At 70.4% G+C, this 20,616-nt stretch carries 19 protein-coding genes; 4 read left to right on the top strand and 15 right to left on the bottom strand.

What is annotated here, in order from left to right; all coding sequences use genetic code 11:
• Positions 1 to 49 precede the first annotated feature (49 nt).
• On the top strand, positions 50 to 988 hold the full coding sequence (locus AC1DDU_RS13775) for a DMT family transporter (protein WP_477435011.1): 939 nt from the start codon (positions 50 to 52) through the stop codon (positions 986 to 988).
• Positions 989 to 1,058: 70 nt separating this feature from the next.
• Here the strand turns inward: AC1DDU_RS13775 and AC1DDU_RS13770 are convergent, their stop codons facing one another.
• From AC1DDU_RS13770 to AC1DDU_RS13760, 3 genes are all read right to left on the bottom strand, one after another.
• Complete coding sequence (locus tag AC1DDU_RS13770) at positions 1,059 to 1,622, bottom strand: YceI family protein (protein WP_477435009.1); 564 nt, start codon at positions 1,620 to 1,622, stop codon at positions 1,059 to 1,061.
• Between the two features lie 169 nt (positions 1,623 to 1,791).
• Positions 1,792 to 2,160 carry an FKBP-type peptidyl-prolyl cis-trans isomerase gene (locus AC1DDU_RS13765; RefSeq protein ID WP_477435007.1) on the bottom strand — a complete coding sequence of 123 codons (369 nt, stop codon included), beginning with the start codon at positions 2,158 to 2,160 and terminating at the stop codon, positions 1,792 to 1,794.
• 190 nt (positions 2,161 to 2,350) lie between these two features.
• Positions 2,351 to 3,580, bottom strand: coding sequence for a PrsW family intramembrane metalloprotease (locus AC1DDU_RS13760; protein ID WP_477435005.1), 1,230 nt, complete (start codon positions 3,578 to 3,580; stop codon positions 2,351 to 2,353).
• Between the two features lie 85 nt (positions 3,581 to 3,665).
• Between AC1DDU_RS13760 and AC1DDU_RS13755 the strand changes: the two genes are divergently transcribed.
• On the top strand, positions 3,666 to 4,529 hold the full coding sequence (locus AC1DDU_RS13755) for a fumarylacetoacetate hydrolase family protein (RefSeq protein ID WP_477435003.1): 864 nt from the start codon (positions 3,666 to 3,668) through the stop codon (positions 4,527 to 4,529).
• Positions 4,530 to 4,604: 75 nt separating this feature from the next.
• Here the strand turns inward: AC1DDU_RS13755 and AC1DDU_RS13750 are convergent, their stop codons facing one another.
• From AC1DDU_RS13750 to AC1DDU_RS13730, 5 genes are all read right to left on the bottom strand, one after another.
• On the bottom strand, positions 4,605 to 5,231 hold the full coding sequence (locus tag AC1DDU_RS13750; protein WP_477435001.1) for a DUF4190 domain-containing protein: 627 nt from the start codon (positions 5,229 to 5,231) through the stop codon (positions 4,605 to 4,607).
• Between the two features lie 62 nt (positions 5,232 to 5,293).
• On the bottom strand, positions 5,294 to 6,775 hold the full coding sequence (locus tag AC1DDU_RS13745; protein WP_477434999.1) for an aspartate ammonia-lyase: 1,482 nt from the start codon (positions 6,773 to 6,775) through the stop codon (positions 5,294 to 5,296).
• 147 nt (positions 6,776 to 6,922) lie between these two features.
• Positions 6,923 to 7,831, bottom strand: coding sequence for a phosphodiesterase (locus AC1DDU_RS13740; RefSeq protein WP_477436831.1), 909 nt, complete (start codon positions 7,829 to 7,831; stop codon positions 6,923 to 6,925).
• Between the two features lie 59 nt (positions 7,832 to 7,890).
• Positions 7,891 to 8,220 (bottom strand): peptidase, encoded by a 330-nt coding sequence (locus AC1DDU_RS13735; RefSeq protein ID WP_477434997.1) that lies wholly within the window; start codon positions 8,218 to 8,220, stop codon positions 7,891 to 7,893.
• The gene (locus tag AC1DDU_RS13730) at positions 8,217 to 9,521 is read right to left on the bottom strand and encodes an inorganic phosphate transporter (protein WP_477434995.1); all 1,305 of its coding nucleotides are present in this window, start codon (positions 9,519 to 9,521) and stop codon (positions 8,217 to 8,219) included. The genes AC1DDU_RS13735 and AC1DDU_RS13730 overlap by 4 nt, the downstream gene beginning before the upstream one ends.
• Positions 9,522 to 9,677: 156 nt before the next feature.
• Between AC1DDU_RS13730 and AC1DDU_RS13725 the strand changes: the two genes are divergently transcribed.
• Positions 9,678 to 11,801 carry a S9 family peptidase gene (locus AC1DDU_RS13725; RefSeq protein WP_477434993.1) on the top strand — a complete coding sequence of 708 codons (2,124 nt, stop codon included), beginning with the start codon at positions 9,678 to 9,680 and terminating at the stop codon, positions 11,799 to 11,801.
• A 75-nt stretch (positions 11,802 to 11,876) separates the two neighbouring features.
• Here AC1DDU_RS13725 and AC1DDU_RS13720 read toward each other — a convergent pair whose 3' ends face one another.
• Genes AC1DDU_RS13720 through AC1DDU_RS13705 form a run of 4 tightly spaced genes read right to left on the bottom strand, consistent with a single transcriptional unit; the run spans position 11,877 to position 16,996 of the window.
• Entirely contained in the window at positions 11,877 to 12,770 is an 894-nt protein-coding gene (locus tag AC1DDU_RS13720; protein ID WP_477434991.1) for a UTP--glucose-1-phosphate uridylyltransferase, read from the bottom strand.
• Between the two features lie 41 nt (positions 12,771 to 12,811).
• Entirely contained in the window at positions 12,812 to 14,269 is a 1,458-nt protein-coding gene (locus AC1DDU_RS13715; protein ID WP_477434989.1) for an aminobutyraldehyde dehydrogenase, read from the bottom strand.
• Positions 14,270 to 14,279: 10 nt separating this feature from the next.
• Entirely contained in the window at positions 14,280 to 15,698 is a 1,419-nt protein-coding gene (locus tag AC1DDU_RS13710) for an NAD(P)/FAD-dependent oxidoreductase (protein ID WP_477434987.1), read from the bottom strand.
• Complete coding sequence (locus AC1DDU_RS13705; protein WP_477434985.1) at positions 15,695 to 16,996, bottom strand: glycosyltransferase; 1,302 nt, start codon at positions 16,994 to 16,996, stop codon at positions 15,695 to 15,697. Before AC1DDU_RS13705 ends, AC1DDU_RS13710 begins: the two co-directional genes overlap by 4 nt.
• Positions 16,997 to 17,131: 135 nt before the next feature.
• Here AC1DDU_RS13705 and AC1DDU_RS13700 point away from each other — a divergent pair, with 135 nt between their 5' ends.
• The gene (locus tag AC1DDU_RS13700) at positions 17,132 to 17,740 is read left to right on the top strand and encodes a TetR/AcrR family transcriptional regulator (protein WP_477434983.1); all 609 of its coding nucleotides are present in this window, start codon (positions 17,132 to 17,134) and stop codon (positions 17,738 to 17,740) included.
• On the opposite strand, the gene AC1DDU_RS13695 is transcribed toward AC1DDU_RS13700, so the two are convergent.
• The 3 genes from AC1DDU_RS13695 to AC1DDU_RS13685 are packed head-to-tail and all read right to left on the bottom strand — an operon-like array spanning position 17,722 to position 20,616.
• Positions 17,722 to 18,867 (bottom strand): ABC transporter ATP-binding protein, encoded by a 1,146-nt coding sequence (locus AC1DDU_RS13695; protein ID WP_477434981.1) that lies wholly within the window; start codon positions 18,865 to 18,867, stop codon positions 17,722 to 17,724. The genes AC1DDU_RS13700 and AC1DDU_RS13695 overlap by 19 nt on opposite strands.
• The gene (locus AC1DDU_RS13690) at positions 18,864 to 19,721 is read right to left on the bottom strand and encodes an ABC transporter permease (RefSeq protein WP_477434979.1); all 858 of its coding nucleotides are present in this window, start codon (positions 19,719 to 19,721) and stop codon (positions 18,864 to 18,866) included. Before AC1DDU_RS13690 ends, AC1DDU_RS13695 begins: the two co-directional genes overlap by 4 nt.
• On the bottom strand, positions 19,714 to 20,616 hold the full coding sequence (locus AC1DDU_RS13685) for an ABC transporter permease (protein ID WP_477434977.1): 903 nt from the start codon (positions 20,614 to 20,616) through the stop codon (positions 19,714 to 19,716). Before AC1DDU_RS13685 ends, AC1DDU_RS13690 begins: the two co-directional genes overlap by 8 nt.

The following is a 20,616-nucleotide window of genomic DNA, read 5'->3' as shown; positions in this document are numbered from 1 at the left end:
GCAGCCGCTCGCGGACGTCGGCGTCGGCAGGCGCGCGTACCGTGGGGCCGTGACCTCGACTCGGACGACCGCACCGGTGCGCGCAGACCGTCTGCCCGCACCGCGCTGGATCACGGTCCAGTTCGTGCTGGCCGGCATCGTCTGGGGGTCGAGCTTCCTGTTCATGAAGGTGTCGCTCACCGGCATCTCGCCCGCCCAGGTCGCGTGGACGCGCATCCTGCTGGGCACCCTCACGCTCGGCATCCTGGTGCTGCTGCGCCGCGAGCACTTGTCGCGGAGTCTGCGCGTGTGGGCCCACCTGCTGGTGCTGGGACTCACCTTCTGCGTCATCCCGTTCCTGCTGTTCTCGTGGGCGCAGCAGCACGTCAGCTCCGGCGTGGCCAGCATCTTCAACGCCACCACCCCGATCATGACCGCGATCATGGCGTGGCTCGTGTTCCGCGTCGAGCGGCTCAAGGCGCTGCAGGTCGTCGGCATCGGCGTCGGCATCCTCGGCGTCATCGTGATCATCGCACCCTGGCAGGGCGTCGCGCTGGACGGCAGCCTCGTCGCCGAGCTCGCCATCCTGGGCGCGACCGCGAGCTACGGCTTCAGCTTCGCGTACATGCGGCGCTTCGTCTCGAACACCGGGATGTCGGCCCTGGCCTTCACCTTCGGCTACATCGCCATGGCGGGCCTCGTGATGGCGATCCTCACACCGTTCCTGGTGCTCACGCCCGTGCGCCTGGACGTCCCGATCGTGATCAGTCTCGTGCTGCTGGGCTGCCTCGGGACCGGCATCGCCTACGTGTGGAACCAGAACACGGTCCGCGCGTGGGGGCCGACCCGCGCATCGACGGTGACCTACATCACGCCCGTCGTCGGCGTCGTGCTCGGCATCCTCATCCTCGGCGAGACCATCACGTGGAACGAACCGGCCGGCGCGCTCATCGTGTTCCTCGGCATCCTGCTCGCTCAGGACCGCCTGCGCCCGCGCCGCCGCACCTGACTCTCGCCCGCGCGAGCAATGCGAAGAGCGGATGCCGTGGAGGCATCCGCTCTTCGCCCGACGGTGCGGGTCAGTCCTGCTGCAGCGCACCCTGCAGGTCGAGCGTGATCGTGACGTCCTTGCCGACGAGCACGCCACCGGTCTCGAGGGCGGCGTTCCAGGTGAGGCCGAACTCCTCGCGGTTCACGACCGTCTTGGCCGTCGCGCCGGCCTTGTAGTTGCCCCACGGGTCGGTGCCGAAGCCGCCGAACTCGAACTCGAAGGTGACCGGCTTGGTGACGCCGCGGATGGTGAGGTCACCGTCGACGAGGAAGTCGCCGTCCTGGACGCGCGCACCGGTCGAGCGGAACTCCATCGTGGGGTGGTTCTCGATGTCGAAGAAGTCGACCGAGCGCAGGTGGTTGTCGCGGCCTTCGTCCTTGGTGTCGAGCGAGGTGACGTCCACGCTCGCCTCGACGCGCGCCTCGAGCGGGTTCTCCGGCGCGATGAGCGTCGCGCTCTTCATCCCGAACGTGCCGCGCACCTTCGAGATCATCATGTGGCGCACGCTGAAGGTGACCTCGCTGTGCGCGGGGTCGAGCACCCAGGTGCCCGCCTTGTAGCCGGGAACGTCGATCGTGGTGGTGTCGGTCATTGTCGTCCTTCTGATGGGGGGTGGTCGTCGCGGGTGCGACGACAGGCTCGATGGGTGACAACGCGTGCACAGGTCATGTCTATTCCCGTGAATGCAAAATTCCTCGCGCGGGACATGACGAAGGGAGCGGATGCCGCAGCACCCGCTCCCTTGGATCGATCGGTCTCTGTCAGCCGACCTTGATGAGGTCGATGACGAAGATGAGGGTCTTTCCGCCCAGGAAGTGGCCGCCGGCCGGACCGTAGGCGAGCGCGGGCGGGATGACGAGCTCGCGACGGCCGCCCTCCTTCATGCCCGGGATGCCGTCCTGCCAGCCCTGGATGAGGCCGCGCAGCGGGAACTGGATGCTCTCGCCACGGTTCCACGACGAGTCGAACTCCTCGCCGGTCTCGTACTCGACGCCCACGTAGTGGACGGTCACGGTGTCGCCGGGCTTCGCCTCGGCGCCCTCGCCCACGACGATGTCGCGGACGACGAGCTCGGCCGGAGCCGGGCCGGCGGGTGCGTCGATCTCAGGCTTGGTGCGGTCGTCAGTCATGCCACCATCCAACCATCTGCAGCCGTCCGGGATCATGTGAGTTCGCCGTCAGGGGAACCGGCGCGGCTCCCTTGACACTCGCGCGAGGCACCCGGCATCCTGGTCTCAGGTCAACTCAGCGCTCGGTAGACACGCAGGCATCGCCGCGGCACCGAGCGCTGAGTCTTTGTACGGGGGCGTCCCGCCCGGACTACGGCGCGAACATCGCAGCGCGTGTCGCCGTGGTCCGTGCGAGCAGTTCGCTCTCCTCACCGGCCGCCTGCGGGTCCCGCCCGGTGAGGGCGCGCTGCCGTGTCGCGGCCAGCGCCGTGGCGTCGGCGATGAAGCTCTTCATGAGGGCCGTGCGGTCGCCGCGGAGGGTCCGCGCCCACGCCAGCGCGGCCTTGCGGCCGGACGACGTGGCGAGCATGTCGACCTCCTGCGGCGTGAACCAGCCGGCGGCGGCGTAGTCGCCGAGTCGCCGCTTCGTCAGCCGCGACTCCTCGCGCCGCAGCGCCACGACCCCGAGGATGAACCCGATGAACAGCGGCACCTGCAGCGTCAGGTAGAGGAAGAAGAAGTCGCCGAACATGGCGGAGCCGTTCCAGAACGCGTGAAGGGCGATGGCGCCGGCGAGGCCGAGCAGCCACGGGCCGATCGCCTGCCCGGTCGTCAGGCCGCGGCGCGCCGCGAGTCCGAGCGCGAACCCGGTGACGCTGGTGAACATGACGTGCGCGAACGGCGACAGGATGCCGCGCAGGAAGAAGGTGGACGTCGTCTCGGCCGCGCCGCCCTCGATGAAGCTGAGCGCGAAGTACTGGATGTTCTCGGTGAACGCGAACCCGGCACCCACGAGGGCGCCGTACACGATGCCGTCGACCGGGCCGTCGAACGCGCGGCGCGCGGTGGCGAAGATGAGCAGCACGCCGAGACCCTTCGCGAACTCCTCCACCACGGGGGCCTGGACGACGGTCTGCAGCACCTCGCGTGCGCCGACCGCCGGGCCGAACAGCGATGCGAGCACCCAGTCGACGCCCAGCGCGATGCCGACCGCGGCGATCGCCCCCCACGCGACGGCGAGGACCAGCAGCCCGCGGGGCTCGGGCTCCCAGCGGTCCACGATGCGCACGGCGAACACCACGCCCACCAGCGGCACGACGGCCAGCAGCATCCCCACGAACGACGCGCCCGGGCCCATCGCGTTGAGGAAGTATGCGACGAGCACGACGAGGACGAGCACCAGGATGCCGACGATCCACACCGACGCCGCCACTCCCCGGCGCGGTGCCGCGACCGCGGCGGGCACCTGCACCGGTGCCGGCGACGTCGCCGGCGGCACGATGGCCGCGGGCGAGGCGAGGCGGGGCTGCGCGAGAGCGGAGGCGAACTCCGGCGGAGTGAGCGAGGGCCGCTGTGGTGCGGCGCCGGGATCGACCGTCATGCGCACAGCCTAGAGCCGTCGTCCGACCCCGGATGCCCGCGCTGTGGACAGCACGTCGCGGTGCACCCCCGACTAGGTTGGGAGCATGCGCTTCGCCCACGTCGTGCCGCCCGGATCGGACGAGCCGCGGCTCGCGGTGATCGACGGCGACGAGGCGGTCCTGGTGGAGCGCCTCTTCGACGGGGCGCCGCGCACGCTCGAGGCGCTCATCGCCGGCGGCGACGAACTGCTCGCGCGCGTGCGCGAGACGGCGCCGCTCGGGCAGCGGCATCCGCTCGAGGGCATGGGCTTCGCCTCGGCGGTGCTCGCTCCTCCGGTGATCCTCGCGATCGGGCTGAACTACGCGGCGCACTCCAGCGAGCTCGGGCTCAAGACCGACTCGACGCCGACGGTGTTCGTGCTCTGGCCGAACTCCCTCGCGGGGCACGACGGCACCACGGTCTGGCCTCGCGCGCTCAGCCAATCCGTCGACTACGAGGCCGAGCTCGGCGTCATCATCGGCACGCCTGCGAAGGACGTCTCCCCCGAGGACGCCCTCGACCACGTGTGGGGGTACACCGTGGTCAACGACATCACCGCGCGTGACATCCAGTACTCGGAGGCGCAGTGGTCGCGCTGCAAGTCGTTCGACGGATTCACCCCGACCGGGCCGTTCGTGGTGACCGCCGACGAGGTGCCCGATCCGCAGGCCCTCCACATCTGGACCGTGCTGGACGGCACGACCCTGCAGGATGCCACGACCGCGCAGATGGTGCGGCCGGTGTCCACGCTCATCTCGCACCTGTCGCGCTCGGCGACGCTGCTGCCCGGCACGCTCATCTCCACCGGCAGCCCCGGCGGGGCGGGGTACTCGCGAGACCCGCAGGTCTTCCTGCGCGACCGCTCGACGGTCACCGTGGGCATCGACGGCATCGGGGCGCTCACGACGCACTGCCGCATCCTCGACTGAGCCCGCCACCCCCCGCGTGGACACGCGAAGGGCGGGCCCGCGATGCGGACCCGCCCTTCGACGATGAGATCTGCGTCAGCTGCAGGTGATGGTGGCGCCGTTCTCCAGCACCCAGACACCGGTCCCGAGCTCGCTGCACGCCGCGGCGAGACCGCCGACGACGACCGAGACGATGATGATCGTGACGATGATCGCCACCACCATGAGCACTGCCGAGATGATGATCGCGGCGAGGGCGAAACCGTTCTTCACGCCCGCCTTGCGGCTCTGCACGAGCGCGACGATGCCGAGGATCAGCGCGACCAGCTGCACGAAGAACGACAGGATGAACGCCACGATGCCGAGCGTCTTTCCCGGGACCGGCGCATCCGCGGCCGGGGCGCCATATGCGGCCGGCGGTGCGGCGGGGTACGCGGGCGGGGCCGCGGCGTACGCGGGGGCGGCCGGAGCGGCGGCAGCCGCGGCGGCGTACTCGGGCTGGGCCGGAGCGGGAGCCACCGGCTCGGCGGCGGCCGGGACCACCGGTTCGGCGGCGGCCGGGGCCACCGGCTCCGCGGCGGCGGGAGCCACCGGCTGGGGCTCGGCCGGTGCGGCCGGAGCCTCGGCGGGCGCGGGGGCCGCGACGGGCTCCTGAGGCGCAGACGGCTGCGACGCGGGCTGCTCGGGCTGCTCGGGTGCGGCCGGGTTCTGCGGATCGGTCATTTCTCGCCTTTCGTTCGAGTCCCCCCGACGCTATCGATCCGGAGCGGGCCGCGGCAACCGCGTCAGTGCGTGTCGGCGGTGGCGTCCGCGACGACGTCCTCCGCGGCCTGCACGATCGGGATCGCGGCGGTGACGGTCTCCAGCCCAGACAGACGAGCGGGCGAGAGCTGCTTCATGACCTCGTCGCGCGACATCAGGCCCGCCTCGACGACGAGGTCGGCGACGTTGCGGTTGGTGAGCAGGGCGGTCTTCGCGAGGGCTGCCGACGCGGCGTACCCGATGAACGGGGTGAGGGCGGTGACCACTCCGACGGAGGCGCCGACCATCGCGCCGAGGCGTTCGCGGTTCGCCGTGATGCCGTCGACGCAGTTGACGCGCAGCGTGTACATCGCCTGGCGCAGCCACGTGATCGACTGGAAGATGGAGTGCGCGATCACCGGCTCGAACGCGTTCAGCTGCAGCTGCCCGCCCTCGACGGCCATCGTCACCGTGAGGTCGGCGCCGGCGATCGAGAACGCCACCTGGTTCACGACCTCGGGGATCACCGGGTTCACCTTGCCCGGCATGATGCTCGAGCCGGCCTGGCGCGCCGGGAGGTTGATCTCGCCGAGGCCCGCCTGCGGACCGGACGACAGCAGTCGCAGGTCGTTGCAGATCTTGGAGAGCTTGATCGCGTTGCGCTTGAGCGACGCCGAGAACGACATGAACGAACCGGTGTCGCTCGTCGCCTCGACCAGGTCGTTCGCCGTGGCCAGGTCCAGGCCCGAGATCGCACGGAGGTGCCGCAGCACGGCGGGCGCGTACGAGGGGTGGGTCGTGATCCCGGTGCCGATCGCCGTGGCGCCCATGTTGATCTCGTACAGCAGGTACGCGTTCTCGTTCAGGCGCTGGTAGTCGTAGCCGAGCGTGGTCGCGAAGCCGTGGAACTCCTGCCCGAGGGTCATGGGCACGGCATCCTGCAGCTGCGTGCGACCGACCTTCAGCACGTCGTGGAATTCGACGGCCTTGGCGAGGAACGACTGACGCAGCAGGTCCAGCTCCTCCAGGAGGGTGCGCAGGTCGAGTCCCAGACCCACCTTGATGGCGGTCGGGTACACGTCGTTGGTCGACTGGCTGCGGTTGGTGTCGTCGATCGGCGACAGGAAGGCGTAGTCGCCCTTCTCGCGGCCGGCGAGCTCGAGCGCGATGTTGGTGATGACCTCGTTCGCGTTCATGTTGGTCGACGTGCCGGCGCCGCCCTGGATGACGCCCACGACGAACTCGTCGTGGTACTGGCCGTCGATCACCAGCTGCGAGGCGCGATCGATGAGGTCGGCCTTGACCGGGTCGAGGACGCCGATCTCCTTGTTGGCGCGGGCGGAGGCCTGCTTGACCATGGCGAGCGCGCGCACCAGATCGGGGTAGACCCAGATCGGTCGCTTCGAGATCGGGAAGTTCTCCAGCGCGCGGGCGGTGTGGATGCCCCAGTACGCGTCGGCGGGGATCTCCATGGATCCCAGGGAGTCGGTCTCGGTGCGGGTTCGCATCTTTGCGTCCAGAGCCATGTCTGCAGTCCTCGTGGGTAGTTCACAGCGGTGTGGGGATGCCTTCGACCCTACCCGCGCCTCGGGTGCACCGGCCTGTACGCGGCGTACATCCCACCCCCCTCCGTCATACACCGGGGAGGTCGACGACGCACCCGGTGACGGTGCTCACGCGCGCTTGCGGGAGAACGCCTCGAGGCGCTCCTCGGGCGTCAGGCGCGACATCCGCTCCACCCACTCCGCGGAGAACAGGTCGGCCGTCGGCGCCTCGACCACCGGCACCACGGCGTGGGTGATGGTGTCGTCGTACACGTGCACGAGATGGAACGACTGCCCCGCGTCCATGCCGTTCACCTCGGCCGCGGGCCGGGCGAGGTTCATCGTGTAGCAGGTCGCGGCGGCCACGCTGACGGGCACGCCCGCGAACGTCCCGCTGGTCGAGTAGTGCAGGTGCCCGGCGAGGATGGCGCGCACATCGGTGCCCGCGATCGCCTCGGCCAGTCGCCCCTGATCGCGCAGCTCGAGGATGTCGAAGAAGGGGACGTGACTGGGCAGCGGCGGGTGGTGCAGGGCGAGGATCGTGCCCAGCGGGGCCGGGGTCGCCAGCATCGCGCGCAGCCAGTCGAGCTGGGCGGTGTCGAGGTCGCCGTGATGCCACCCCGGAACCGTCGAGTCCAGGGCGATCAGCCGCAGCCCGCCGAGGTCCCACACGCCGGTGATCGGCTCCTGTGTGGGCGCGAGACCGAGCAGGTCGCGCCGCAGCGCGGGACGTTCGTCGTGGTTGCCCGCGACCCACACCACCGGTGCCCCCAGCCGCTCGGCGACCGGCTCCACCGCCTCACGCAGCGCCAGGTACGCCTCGGGCTCGCCGAGATCGGTCAGGTCGCCGGTGAACACGATCGCATCGGGACGGATGCCGGTGGCCTCGGCCGCCGCAAGCGTGCGGGTGAGGTTCGCCGCGGTGTCGAAGCGCCCGCCCAGCGGCGGGTTGCCGGCGAGCAGATGCGTGTCGCTGATGTGCAGCAGCGTGCGTCGCGCGGGCGGATGGTGACCGAACTGGACAGGCGCAGGGGGCATGGCGACCATGCGCTCAGCCTAGGCGCTGGCGGCGACAGCGCTCTTGCGGCGCGGGGACGTCAGTGGTTGAAGACGATGAGGAGCAGTCCGCCCAGCACCGCCGCACCGCAGACGGCGAACGACAGGTACGCACCGGCGAGCGCGAGACGCTTCTGCCCGTCGGTGAGCGGGTTGCGCTTGGCCGCCTTGGCCGCGGCCTTCTCCGCCCGACGCGCCTCCTTCTCGGAGATCACCGTGATCGCGTCGGTGAACTCGGCAGGGGCGACCACGGGCGGGCGCCCTGCCCGCACCAGCAGCCGGAGTCCGAGTGCGTAGAACCCGACGACCAGCACGGCCGACGCGAAGGCGGCGATGAACACCTGAACGAATGCGAGCCAGTTGATCGTCATCGCGAGCCACCGTCCTTCGGTCCGCGCGAAGGTCGTTCTGCCGCTTTCGCCGCCTTGGCCGCCTTCTTCTCCGCCGCCTGCGCCGCGGCCACGCGACGCGCCTCGTCACGCGCGATCGCACGCTGCCGGCGGGTGGGGGGCGGGTTGCGCTTGACCTTGACCGCCCGGCCGGAGTCGGCGACCTCGCTCATCGCGTTCGACGCGGTGACCTCATCGCGACGCGAGCGCATGAAGAGGAAGAGGATGATCACGACCGCGAGCACGGCGTCGATGATGACGCCCCACACCGGGAGCCACACCACGATGAGCGCGGCCGCCGCACCCACCGCACCCGCGGCGGGGAGCGTGAGCACCCAGCCCACCATGATGCGCCCGGCGGTGCGCCAGCGCACCTGCGAGCCGCGGCGCCCGAGGCCCGAGCCGATGACCGACCCGGAGGCGACCTGCGTGGTCGACAGCGCGAAGCCGAGGGCGCTGGAGGCGAGGATCGTGGATGCCGTCGACGCTTCCGCCGCGAAGCCCTGCGCGGGCTTGACCTCGGTCAGCCCCTTGCCGAGCGTGCGGATGATGCGCCAGCCGCCCATGTAGGTGCCGAGCGCGATCGTGATCGCACAGGCGAACACCACCCAGGTCTGCGGCTCGGGGTCCGAGGCGGACTGCACCCCGGCGGTGATGAGCAGGAGCGTGATGATGCCCATCGTCTTCTGCGCGTCGTTGGTGCCGTGGGCGAGGGCGACCAGCGACGACGTGAAGATCTGGCCGAACCGGAAGCCGTCGCGTCCGTCGGGCTTGCTGTCGTAGCGACGCGTCAGCGCGTAGGCGAGCTTGGTGGCGGTGAAGGCGATGATCCCTGCCGTGACCGGCGCGATGAACGCGGGGAGGATCACCTTCGACATCACCACGCCGAAGTTGACGGCGCTGACCCCGACGCCCACGATCGTGGCGCCGATGAGCCCGCCGAACAGGGCGTGCGAAGACGAGGAGGGAAGGCCCAGCAGCCACGTGAGCATGTTCCACGTGATGGCGCCGATCAGGCCCGCCAGGATGATCTCGGGGAAGATGTCGTGCGAGATCTGGTCCTCGTTGATGATCCCGCCCGAGATCGTCTGCGCGACCTCGGTGGACAGGAACGCGCCGACGAGGTTGAGGCTCGCGGCGAGCAGCACCGCGGTCTTGGGCTTGAGCGCACCGGTGGCGATGGGCGTGGCCATCGCGTTCGCCGTGTCGTGGAAGCCGTTCGTGAAGTCGAAGAACAGCGCCAGCGCGATCACCAGAACGATGATGAGGGTTGCGGTTTCCACCGTTCGCTTTCGGTGAGGGGTGTGAAAGGAGAGGTGCCGACGGGATCGGCGCGACGAACGAACAGTTCACCAAGGATTCAGGAACCGGCAACCGGCCAGGAAGAATCCTACATCGGCGACCCTGACGGTCAACTCCAGGGCGACTAGCGTGGAACGGTGACTCTCAGCGACTCCGTCCCCGTCCCTTCCGCCCCTGTCGCCGGCATCCGTCCGACCGTCCGCTCCCACCACGGCGACGACGTCGAGGACCGGTACGAGTGGTTCCGCGAGAAGGAGGATGCCGCGGTCATCGCCCATCTCGAGGCGGAGAACGCGTACACCCGGCAGCGGACCGAGCACCTCGAGACACTGCGCACCCGGATCTTCGACGAGATCAAGCGACGCACGCTCGAGACCGACCTCTCGGTGCCCACCCGTCGCGGTGACTGGTGGTACTACGGCCGCACCCTCGAAGGCAAGCAGTACGGCATCCAGTGCCGCGCGCCGCTCGCCTCGCCCGACGACTGGACGCCGCCCGAGCTCTCGCCCGACGTCGAGGTGGCCGGCGAGCAGATCCTCCTCGACGGCAACGTCGAGGCGGAGGGGCACGAGTTCTTCTCGCTCGGCAGCTTCGAGGTCTCCAACGACGGCACCCTGATGCTCTACGGCGTCGACGTCGCCGGCGACGAGCGGTACACGGTGCGCGTGCGCGACCTGGCGACGGGCGAGCAACTCGCCGACGAGATCCCCGACACGTTCGCCGGCGCGACCTTCTCCCCCGACGGCCGGTTCATCGTCTACACGACCGTCGACGACGCATGGCGCCCCGACACGGTGTGGCTGCACGAGCTCGGCACGCCCGTGGCCGACGATGCGAAGCTCTTCCACGAGCCCGACGAGAAGTTCTGGGTCGGCGCCGGGTTCACCCGCAGCGACCGCTTCCTCATGATCGGCCTCGGCTCGTCGATCACGTCGGAGGAATGGCTGCTGGATGCCGACGACCTGCGCGGCGAGCCGCGCGTGGTGTGGCCGCGCACCGAGGGGGTCGAGTACGACTCCGAGCACGCCGTCGTCGACGGCGAGGACGTGCTGTTCATCCTCCACAACGACGGCGCGCTCGATTTCGAGCTCGTCCGGGTGGCGGCATCCGATCCGTCCGGCGAGCGCTCGGTCGTGATCCCCCACCGTCCCGGCGAGCGCCTGCTGGGCGTGTCGACCTTCCGCGACTGGGGCGTCGTCGGGTACCGCCGCGGCGGCCTCGCCCGGCTCGGCATGCTCGACTACGCCACCGGCGCGGTGGACGAGATCTCCTTCGACGAGCCCCTGTACTCGGTCGGCACCGGCGGCAACCCCGAGTGGGCTCCCCCGCTGCTGCGCCTCGGGTACGGCTCGTTCGTCACCCCCGGCACGGTGTACGACCTGGATGTCGCCACCGGCGAGCTGCACCTGCGCAAGCGCCAGCCCGTGCTAGGCGGCTACGAGCCCGACGACTACGCCCAGGCGCGCGTGTGGGCGACCGCGCAGGACGGCACGCAGATCCCCGTCTCCCTGGTCTGGAAGCGCTCCTTCGGCGACGCCGGTGCGGCGCCTCGCCCGGTGCACCTCTACGGGTACGGCTCGTACGAGCACTCGATCGAGCCCGGCTTCTCGGTGCCGCGCCTGTCGGAGCTGGACCGCGGCGTCGTCTTCGCCGTCGCCCACGTGCGCGGCGGCGGCGAGATGGGCCGCCAGTGGTACGAGGACGGCAAGCTGCTCCACAAGCGCAACACCTTCACCGACTTCGTCGACAGCGCGCTGCACCTCATCGACAACGGCTACACGACGCCCTCGCAGCTGGTGGCCGAGGGCGGCTCCGCGGGCGGACTGCTCATGGGCGCCGTCGCGAACCTCGCGCCGGAGCTGTTCGCGGGTGTCCTCGCCGACGTCCCGTTCGTCGACGCGCTCACGACGATCCTCGACCCGTCGTTGCCGCTGACGGTGATCGAATGGGACGAGTGGGGCGACCCGCTGCACGACGCCGACGTCTACGCCTACATGAAGTCGTACTCGCCGTACGAGAACGTGCGCGCCGACGTGGAGTACCCGCGGATCCTCGCGGTCACCTCGCTGAACGACACGCGCGTGCTGTACGTCGAGCCCGCGAAGTGGGTCGCGCGTCTGCGCGAGGTGGGCGCCGACGCGCTGCTCAAGTGCGAGATGGTGGCCGGCCACGGCGGCGTCAGCGGCCGGTACAACGCGTGGCGCGAGCGCGCGTTCGAACTGGCGTGGCTGCTGGACGTGCTGGGCGTCGCGGACGCCTGAGAAAGGGCATCCCGAGCGGATGCCGCGACGCGACGCCATCGATGATGGCGGCGGCCGTCGCAGCATCCGCTCGGATCACATCGCCGCGACGTACCCGGCGAGCCAGCTGCGCAGGTCGGGACCGAGGTCGTCGCGGTCGGCGGCGAGCTGGATGACGGCCTTGATGTATTCGAGCTTGTCGCCGGTGTCGTAGCGGCGCCCGCGGAAGACCACGCCGTACACCCCTCCGGTGCCCGCGACGTCCTCGGCCATCGTCATCAGCGCATCGGTGAGCTGGATCTCACCGCCGCGGCCGGGCGGCGTGTGCTCCAGCACCTCGAAGACCTCTGGCCGGAGGACGTACCGCCCGATGACGGCGTAGTTCGATGGCGCCGTACCCGGAGCGGGCTTCTCAACCAGCCCGGTGATGCGCACCACCTCGGGGTCGTCCGTCGGCTCGACCGCGGCCGCCCCGTACAGATGGATCTGGTCGGGGTCCACCTCCATGAGGGCGACGATCGACGCGTCGCGCCGCACCTGCTCGGCGAGCATGCGGACCAGGAGCGCGTCGCGGGCATCGATGAGATCGTCGCCGAGCAGCACGGCGAACGGCTCGTCGCCGACATGCATGCGCGCGCGGTGCACGGCGTGGCCGAGCCCCTTCGGGTCGCCCTGCCGGGCGTAGTGCATGGCAGCGAGCCCCGTCGACTCGTTCACCTGCCGCAGCTTCGCGTCGTCGCCCTTCTCCTTCAGCGTCGCCTCGAGCTCGGCGACCCGGTCGAAGTGGTTCTCCAAGGCCGTCTTGTTGCGTCCGGTGACCATCAGCACGTCGACGAGGCCGGCCGCCACCGCCTCCTCGACGACGTACTGGATCGCCGGCTTGTCGACCACCGGCAGCATCTCCTTGGGCATCGCCTTGGTCGCAGGGAGGAACCGCGTCCCCAGTCCCGCGGCCGGGATGACCGCCTTCGTGATCCGGTCGTGCGTCATCGTCCGCTCCTCCGCTGTCAGGCCTGTCTGCACGACGGTTCTCACGCCGGCCGGAAGCCGCTGGTCTCGGGCGGAGCGGCGTGCCGGATCATCAGGTGACGGGTCACCGAGTAGTCCAGCAGCGGCTCGATCGACATGTCCTTGCCGAATCCCGAACCCTTCACGCCGCCGTGCGGCGCCTCCGAGGCGATGGGCAGGTGATCGTTGACCCACGTCACACCGACGTCCAGCGACTGGCTCACCCGCAGCGCGCGGGCGACGTCGGAGGTCCACACCGACGAGGCCAGCCCGTAGGCGTTGTCGTTGGCCAGCGCGATGCCCTCCGTCTCGCCGTCGAACGGCAGCACGACGAGCACGGGGCCGAACACCTCGCCCTGCACGATCTCTGCCGACTGCGCGGCCCCCACCAGCAGAGTCGGCGCGAAGTAGGAGCCGGTGCGGTCGATCGCGTGACCGCCGACGAGTGCCTCGGCACCCTCGGCGACCGCGCGCGAGACGAATCCCTCCACGCGCGAGCGGTGCGCCTTCGAGATGAGCGGTCCGATGTGGGTCTCGGGATCCATGGGGTCGCCGGCCACCACCTGCGACAGCGCGGTGCGCAGCGCCGCGACGCCGTCGTCGTAGATCGAACGCTCGAGGTAGACGCGGGTCGCAGCCGTGCAGTCCTGGCCGGTGTTGTAGGTCGCGCCGAGGGCGACGGCGTGCGCCATCGCGCCGAGATCCGCGTCGCGGAACACGATGACCGGCGCCTTGCCGCCGAGTTCGAGGTGCACGCGCTTGACGCCGTCGACGGCGCCGCGCATGACGGCCTTGCCCGTCTCGGTGGATCCGGTGACGCTGACCATGTCGACCTCCCGGTGCGTGACCAGCGCCTGGCCGACCTCGGCGTCGCCCGTCACCACGCTGAACAGCCCTGCCGGCAGCCCCGCCGCCATGGCGAGCTCGGCGAACCGCAGGGTGGTGCGCGGAGTCGCCGGCGCCGGCTTCACGATGACGGCGTTGCCGGCGGCCAGCGCCGGGCCCGCCTTCCAGATCGCCATGATGAGCGGGAAGTTCCACGGCGTGATCCCCGCGACGACACCCACCGGGCGCCGCGTCAGGATCGACGTGTAGCCGTTGGAGAACGACCCCGCACCGGTGCCGTCGAGCGACCGCGCCGCCCCGGCGAAGAAGCGCAGGTTGTCGACGCCGAACGGCAGCTCGCCGTCGAAGGCGGTGGTCCACGGCTTGCCGGAATCCTCGACCTCGAGCTTCGCGAGGTTCTCGGCGTCGGCCTCGAGGGCGTCGGCGAGACGGAGCAGCGCGAGGGAACGCTCGCCGGGCGTCTTCGCGGCCCACTCGGGCTGGGCGGCGCGCGCCGCTGCGGCCGCCTCGTCGACGTCGGCGATGCCCGACGACGCGAAGGCCGCGACCTGCTCCTCGGTGGCGGGGTTGGTGATGACGCTGTCGGCGCCGGTGCCGGGGCGGTAGTCGCCGATGAAGGTTCCGGTGGTGGTCATGGTCTGCCTTTCAGGAGTTGAAGCCGAGGCCGAAGCGGTCGAGGGTGCGCAGCCAGAGGTTGCGCCGGCCCTGGTGCGCGTCGGCGGCCAGGATCGAACGGCGGGTGAACTGGATGATCGAGTTGCGGAAGGGCTCCGGCGGGATCGGGAACGGCCGTCGCCGCACGATGTCGTAGCGCAGCCGCGAGGTCGGCTCCCCGGCGAGCAGGTCGAGGGCGACATCCGCGGAGAACCGCGAGGCGCCCACACCGAGGCCGGTGTGCCCGACCGCGTACGCCGCACGGCCGCCCAGGGCCGTGCCGTAAGCGGCCGTGAACCGCGTCGTGGAGTCGATCGGGCCCGCCCAGCGGTGCGTGAAGCGCAGTCCCTCGAGCTGCGGGAAGGTCTCGAAGAAATGCCGCGCGAGCAGCTGGTGGGAGCTGTCGCGCTGCTCGAGGCTCGCGTCGACCCGTCCGCCGCGGTAGTACACGGCATCCCATCCCCCGAACAGGATCCGTCCGTCCGCGGTCGGCCGGTAGTAGTGGAACTGGTTGCCGGCGTCGGTGAGCCCCTGTCCCTCGGCCCACCCGATCGCCTCCTGCTGCGCAGGCGTGAGCGGCTCGGTCATGAGCACGTGGTCGTACAGCGGCATGATGTAGCCGCCGAGCCGCCGCAGCGGTGCCGGGTAGGCGGCCGTCGCGATGACGACGTCGCGCGCGCGGACGACGCCGCGTCCCGTGGTGACCCGCACGCCGCCTGTGTCGCGCGCCAGGCTCGCGACCGCCGAGTCCTCGAAGATGCGCGCGCCGCGGCGTTCGAGCTCTGCGGCCATGCCCCAGGCCAGCCGTGCCGGGTCGACGAGCACCGTGCCGCTGCGGTCGCGGAGCCCGCCGAGGTACGTCGGCGAATGGACGTCGGCGCGCACCTCGTCCTGCGACTGCAGCTCGAGAGCGACCCCGTGCGACGCGGCCAGCGCATGGGCCTCGCGGAGGCCGGCGAGCTGCCACGGCTCCACCGCGAGGGTCGTCTTGCCCGCGCGTCGCAGCGCGCAGTCGATGCCGGCGGCCTCGATGTCGCGCACCAGGTCCGACAGGTTCTGCTCGCCCTCTTCGTGCAGCGCACCCACCTGATCGGGCCAGATCGCGGTGCCGTGCGTCAGTCCGTGCGTCAGGGAACTCGAGACGAATCCTCCGTTGCGCCCGGTGGCCCCGTGCGCCACCCGCTCCGCCTCGAGCACGACCACCGAGCGATCCGGGTTCCGCTCCAGCGCGCGCCACGCCGTCCACAGTCCGGTGAATCCCGCACCCACGATCACGAGGTCCGCCTCCTGCGCGCCCTCCAGCGCGGCGCGCCGATCAGGTGCGTCGGCCCGATCGAGCCAGTACGCGACGGGGGCCGCGTCGCGCAACGCCGCGGTGGCGGCATCCGTCATCGCCGCATCCGTGCTCACACGCGCTCCCGCGCGCCGACGCGCTCGATCACGGTGGCCGCGGCCGCGACGCCGTCGGAGGCGCGGATGCCGGCACCCACCGCGGCGACCCGCTCCCGCAGAACCGTGTCGTCCAGCAGCGTGCGCACAGCGTCCTGGAACTGCTCGTGCGTGAAGCCGTAGGTGTCCAGTCGGATGCCGAAGCCGCGCTCGTGGACGCGCTGAGCGTTGTCGTACTGGTCCCAGAACAGCGGCAGCACGATCATCGGCTTGCCGAAGTGCAGCGCCTCGGTCGTGGTGTTGTTGCCGCCGTGCGTGATCACGAGGTCGACGAGCGGCAGGATCGTCGTCTGCGGCAGGAACTGCGCACCCCACATGTTCGCGGCGAGCTCGAGCTCGTCGTGGAGCGGTCCCTTGGAGACGATCACATTGACCGGCAGCTGCGCCAGCTCCGCGATGACGCGGCGCATCAGCTCGACGTCGGCCGACCCCAGCGATCCGAGGCTGAAGTACACGAGCGGACGGGTGCCGTCGGTGAACGACGCAGGCAGACCCGCCGGCGCGTCCTCGGTCTCGCGCACCGACGACTCGAGGCGGTGCCAGGTGTCGTCGAGGGGACGCTCGTCGACGTAGTCGAGCACGCTCGGGTACACGTAGAGGTTCTCGGTGCCGCGATGGATGAACTCGAGGTCGGGCAGCGGCGGGGCGCCCTGCTCCTGCACCCAGGCGTCGTACGCGGTCCACAACGCACGGTGGGTGCGGTCGTACTCGGCGCGGAACCGGTCCCAGCCGCTGCGGTCGTCCTCGGCGAGTCCCGAGAAGACGGGCGCGACGTCGTCGCCGGGCATCTCGAGGGGGTTGCAGCTGACGATGCGCACGAAGGGCACGCCCGCGGTGACGAGGGCGGGGAACGCGATGACGTTGTCCTCGATGACGACGTCGGGTCGCACGCGCTCGATGATGGCCTTCAACTGCGGCTCGCAGTACTTCGCGCCGGCCGCGAGCTCTTCCCAGATCGGGAGCGTCACCGTCTCGAGCTGTTCGAGCGTCGTGCGGCGGAACTGGGGCGAGACCTCCTTGATGTAGTCCTTCCAGAACTGCCCGGCATCCTGCTCGACCTCCCCCTCGGGCGCGGGGGCGAGGTCGACGAGATCCTCCTCGAACCCCAGCGCGGCGAGCTTGCCCTGCCAGGACCGCTCCGCTGCGAACACGACGCGGTGTCCGCGGTTGCGCAGCACGTCGGCGATGCCGATGCAGTTGTTGGTCGGGCCGTAGGCGCTCTCGGGCATGAACAGGAAGGTGCGGCGCGCTGCGGTCATGATGGCTCCGTTCATCTGCGTTCTTTTAGTAGTTGTTGAAAGAATTGTGTCGGCTGTGAATCAACGATGATCAGGTCAGTTCGACCTATAATTGGCGGTGGATGCAGACAATCTGTCCGATCCGGAGGGAGCGCCATGGCCAGGCCGAAGCGGCAGGAGGAGCGGCGCAGCCAGCTTGTGGCGGCGGCGCAGCGGGCGATCGCGGCGCACGGACCGGACGGGGCGCGGCTGAACCGCGTCGCCGAGGAAGCGGGCCTCACCTCGGGCGCGGTGCTCTACTACTACCCCGACATCGAGGAGCTCACCTTCGAGGCCAACCGCGCCGGCATGGAGCGGTTCTACGAGGGCCGCGTGCGCATGCTCGAGCAGTTGCCCGACGACCCCGTGACGCGTCTGATGGCGCTGGCCGAGTCGGGACTGCCCCGCAATCCCGCCGACACCGAGGTGCGGCTGCTCTGCGAGCTGGGCGGATCCGCCGGCCGCAACCCGCTGATGGCGTCGCTGCTGACGACGCTCTACGACCGCCAGGTGGGCATGTACCAGGTGGTCCTCGAGCAGGGCGCGGCCCGCGGCATCTTCACCCTCGCCCAGTCGTCCCTCGTGATCGCACGCAACCTCGTCGCGCTCGAGGACGCGTACGGCTACCGCATCATCGCCCAGCACCCGACGATCGACCACGACGCCGCCCTCGAGCTCATCGTGGCCTACGCGCGGCTGGCCACCGGTCACGCGCTCACGCCCTGAGCGCCCGAACCCGCCGCCTCGGGCGTGAGCTCGGCGGGTGCGGCCTCCGCGGCCGCGTGCGCGTCGGATGCCGCGCCACCCGGTTCGCCCGGAACCACCGCCACGCGGGTGAATCGGAGCCCGACCACGTCGCCGCGCGCGATGCGCGTCGCGCCGTGCACGGTCGCGAGGACAGGTCCGGCGATTCCCGGCACGTCGAGGGAGATCGTCGATGCTCCGCCGAGGAAGTACGTGTCGACGACGGTTCCGCGCAGGCCGGCGGTCGCGGCATCCTCCGACAGTTCGACGTCTTCCGGCCTGACCACCGCCGTCACCGGCGCTCCCGTCGGAGCCGAGTGCGCGGCGGGGACCTCGCCGAGCCCGGCGATCTCGACGCCGCTCGGGGTCGAGACGCCGTCCAGCAGGTTCGCCGTGCCGATGAAGGACGCCACGAATCGGGTCGCCGGGGCGGCGTACAGCGTCTGCGGTGTGGCGAGCTGCTCGAGCCGTCCGTCGCGGAGGACCGCGATGCGGTCGGCCATCGACATGGCCTCCTCCTGGTCGTGGGTGACGACGACGAACGTGAGGCCGACCTCGTGCTGGAGCCGCTTGAGCTCGAGCTGCATCGAGGCCCGCACCTGACGGTCCAGCGCCGACAGCGGCTCGTCGAGCAGCAGCAGCCGCGGGCGCTTGACGATCGCGCGTGCCAGCGCGACACGCTGGCGCTGGCCGCCCGACAGCTGCGCGGGACGCCGCTTGGAGAGGTGCCCGAGCCCCACGACGTCCATGACCTCGTTCACGCGACTGCGCACCTCGGCGCGGCCGACGCCCTCCGAGACCAGGCCGTAGCCGATGTTCGCCTCGACGCTCATGTGCGGGAACAGCGCGTAGCTCTGGAACATCATGTTCACCGGGCGCTTGTGGGCGGGCATCGCCAGCAGGTCCCGGCCGTCGACCTCGATGCGGCCGGCCGCAGGCGTCTCGAAGCCCGCGATGGAGCGAAGAAGGGTCGTCTTGCCGCAGCCGGAGGGCCCGAGCAGGGCGAAGAACTCGTTGTCGGCGATCTCGAGCGAGATGTCGTGCAGCGCGACGGTGTCGCCGTAGACGGCGTGCACGCCGTCGACGCGGAGCAGGGGGACGTGGGTCACTTCGGGGTTCCTGTCAGTCGGGTCAGTCGCTGCGCCGCGATCACCGTGACGATGCTCACGAGCAGCAGCACGCTGGCGAGGGCGTTCACCTCGGGGGTGACGCCGAAACGGACCATGGAGTAGATGACGATGGGCAGCGTCGGCTGCGTGGGCGCGGTGGTGAAGAACGCGATCACGAACTCGTCGAGCGAGAGGGTGAACGCCAGCAGCGCACCGGCCACGATGCCCGGAGCCAGCTGCGGCAGCGTGACCCGCAGGAACGTGCGCGCCGCGCCCGCGCCGAGATCGCGCGACGCCTCCTCCAGGCTCGGGTCCAGGCTCGCCATCCGCGCGAGCACGATCGCGGTGACGAACGCGGTGGCGAACACCCCGTGCGCGAGGATCACGGAGTGCAACCCCAGAGTCACCGACAGCAGCGAGAAGAAGGTGAGCAGGCCGATCCCGAGGAGGAGATCCGGCAGGATCGCCGGCGCGATCGCGAACGCCCGCACGAGGCCGCCCCGGGTGTAGTGCTGGATGCCGTACGCCAGCAGCGTGCCGAGCACGGTGGCGATCGCGGTCGCACCGGTGGCAACGATGAGCGTGTTCCCGAGCCCCTGCATGATCTGCGCGTTCTGGAGCATCTCCGGGTACCAGCGCAGCGAGAAGCCACGCCACACGAAGAGGTTCTCGGAGTCGTTGAAGCTCATGATGACGACCACGAGGATCGGCAGGTACAGGAACGCGTACCCCAGCCACAGCGGGATCAGGATGCCGCGTCCCTTGCGCACCGCGCGCGGTCGCGCCGAGGGCTCCTGCGCACGCAGCGCCGTGGTCGACGGGCTCGATGCCCGCTCGACAGTCGTGTCAGCCACGCCGGCCCCCTTCGGTGAAACGCCGCGAGACGGCGGACTGCGCGAGGATCACGAGCACCAGCAGGATCGTCAGCACGAGCGCGAGGGTCGCGCCGAACGGCCAGTCGCGCGCCTCGAAGAACTGGTCGCGGACCAGGTTTCCGATCATGATCGTCTTGCCGCCGCCGATGAGCTCGGGGATCACGAAGTTCGACATCGCGGGCACGAACACGAACACGCAGCCGGTGAGCGCGCCCGGGAGCGACAACGGCAGCGTCACGGTGCGGAAGGCGCGCCAGCCGGTCGCACCGAGGTTGGTGGCCGCCTCGCGCAGCGACGGATCGAGCTGCTGCAGCGACGCGTACAGCGGAAGCACCATGAGCGGCAGGTACATGTACAGCAGCCCGACGACGATCGCCTGCGGTGTGTACAGCATGCTGATCGGCTCATCGATGAGGCCGAGGCCCTGCAGCCAGCTGTTGATCCAGCCGGCGTTGTTGAGCAGCAGGATCCAGGCATAGGTGCGGATGAGGAAGTTCGTCCAGAACGGCAGCACGACGGCGACCAGGGCCACGGTGCGCCATTTCGGCGACAGACCGGCGATCGCGTACGCCATCGGATAGCCGATGAGCAGGGCGAGCGCCGTGACCACGAGGGCCATCCCGATCGACTGGGCGATCACCCCGAGGTAGAGCGGTTCGAACAGCTTGATCCAGTTGTCGAGCGTGAACTCGAACACGATCCCGCCGAAGCGCCCGCGCTGGAAGAACGTGTAGAAGGCGAGCAGCCCCACCGGGATCGCCATGAACACGATCAGGTAGATCGTGCCCGGGGCCAGGAACGGGAGCGCCGCGATCCCCCGCCGCACGCGCGGGGCGCGCGCGGCGGGGTTCGCGGGTCGAGTCGTCGAAGTCAC

Source organism: Microbacterium sp. 05T445 (genome assembly GCF_056395865.1).
This window is presented reverse-complemented; position numbering and strand designations above follow the sequence as displayed.

Coding starts and splice junctions, on each gene's coding strand:
- AC1DDU_RS13700 (WP_477434983.1), top strand. CDS start 17,132: ATGGCCAGGCCGAAGCGGCAGGAGGAGCGGCGCAGCCAGCTTGTGGCG.
- AC1DDU_RS13755 (WP_477435003.1), top strand. CDS start 3,666: ATGCGCTTCGCCCACGTCGTGCCGCCCGGATCGGACGAGCCGCGGCTC.
- AC1DDU_RS13720 (WP_477434991.1), bottom strand. CDS start 12,770: ATGACGCACGACCGGATCACGAAGGCGGTCATCCCGGCCGCGGGACTG.
- AC1DDU_RS13770 (WP_477435009.1), bottom strand. CDS start 1,622: ATGACCGACACCACCACGATCGACGTTCCCGGCTACAAGGCGGGCACC.
- AC1DDU_RS13735 (WP_477434997.1), bottom strand. CDS start 8,220: ATGACGATCAACTGGCTCGCATTCGTTCAGGTGTTCATCGCCGCCTTC.
- AC1DDU_RS13745 (WP_477434999.1), bottom strand. CDS start 6,775: ATGGCTCTGGACGCAAAGATGCGAACCCGCACCGAGACCGACTCCCTG.
- AC1DDU_RS13765 (WP_477435007.1), bottom strand. CDS start 2,160: ATGACTGACGACCGCACCAAGCCTGAGATCGACGCACCCGCCGGCCCG.
- AC1DDU_RS13715 (WP_477434989.1), bottom strand. CDS start 14,269: ATGACCACCACCGGAACCTTCATCGGCGACTACCGCCCCGGCACCGGC.
- AC1DDU_RS13705 (WP_477434985.1), bottom strand. CDS start 16,996: ATGACCGCAGCGCGCCGCACCTTCCTGTTCATGCCCGAGAGCGCCTAC.
- AC1DDU_RS13740 (WP_477436831.1), bottom strand. CDS start 7,831: ATGCCCCCTGCGCCTGTCCAGTTCGGTCACCATCCGCCCGCGCGACGC.
- AC1DDU_RS13750 (WP_477435001.1), bottom strand. CDS start 5,231: ATGACCGATCCGCAGAACCCGGCCGCACCCGAGCAGCCCGAGCAGCCC.
- AC1DDU_RS13760 (WP_477435005.1), bottom strand. CDS start 3,580: ATGACGGTCGATCCCGGCGCCGCACCACAGCGGCCCTCGCTCACTCCG.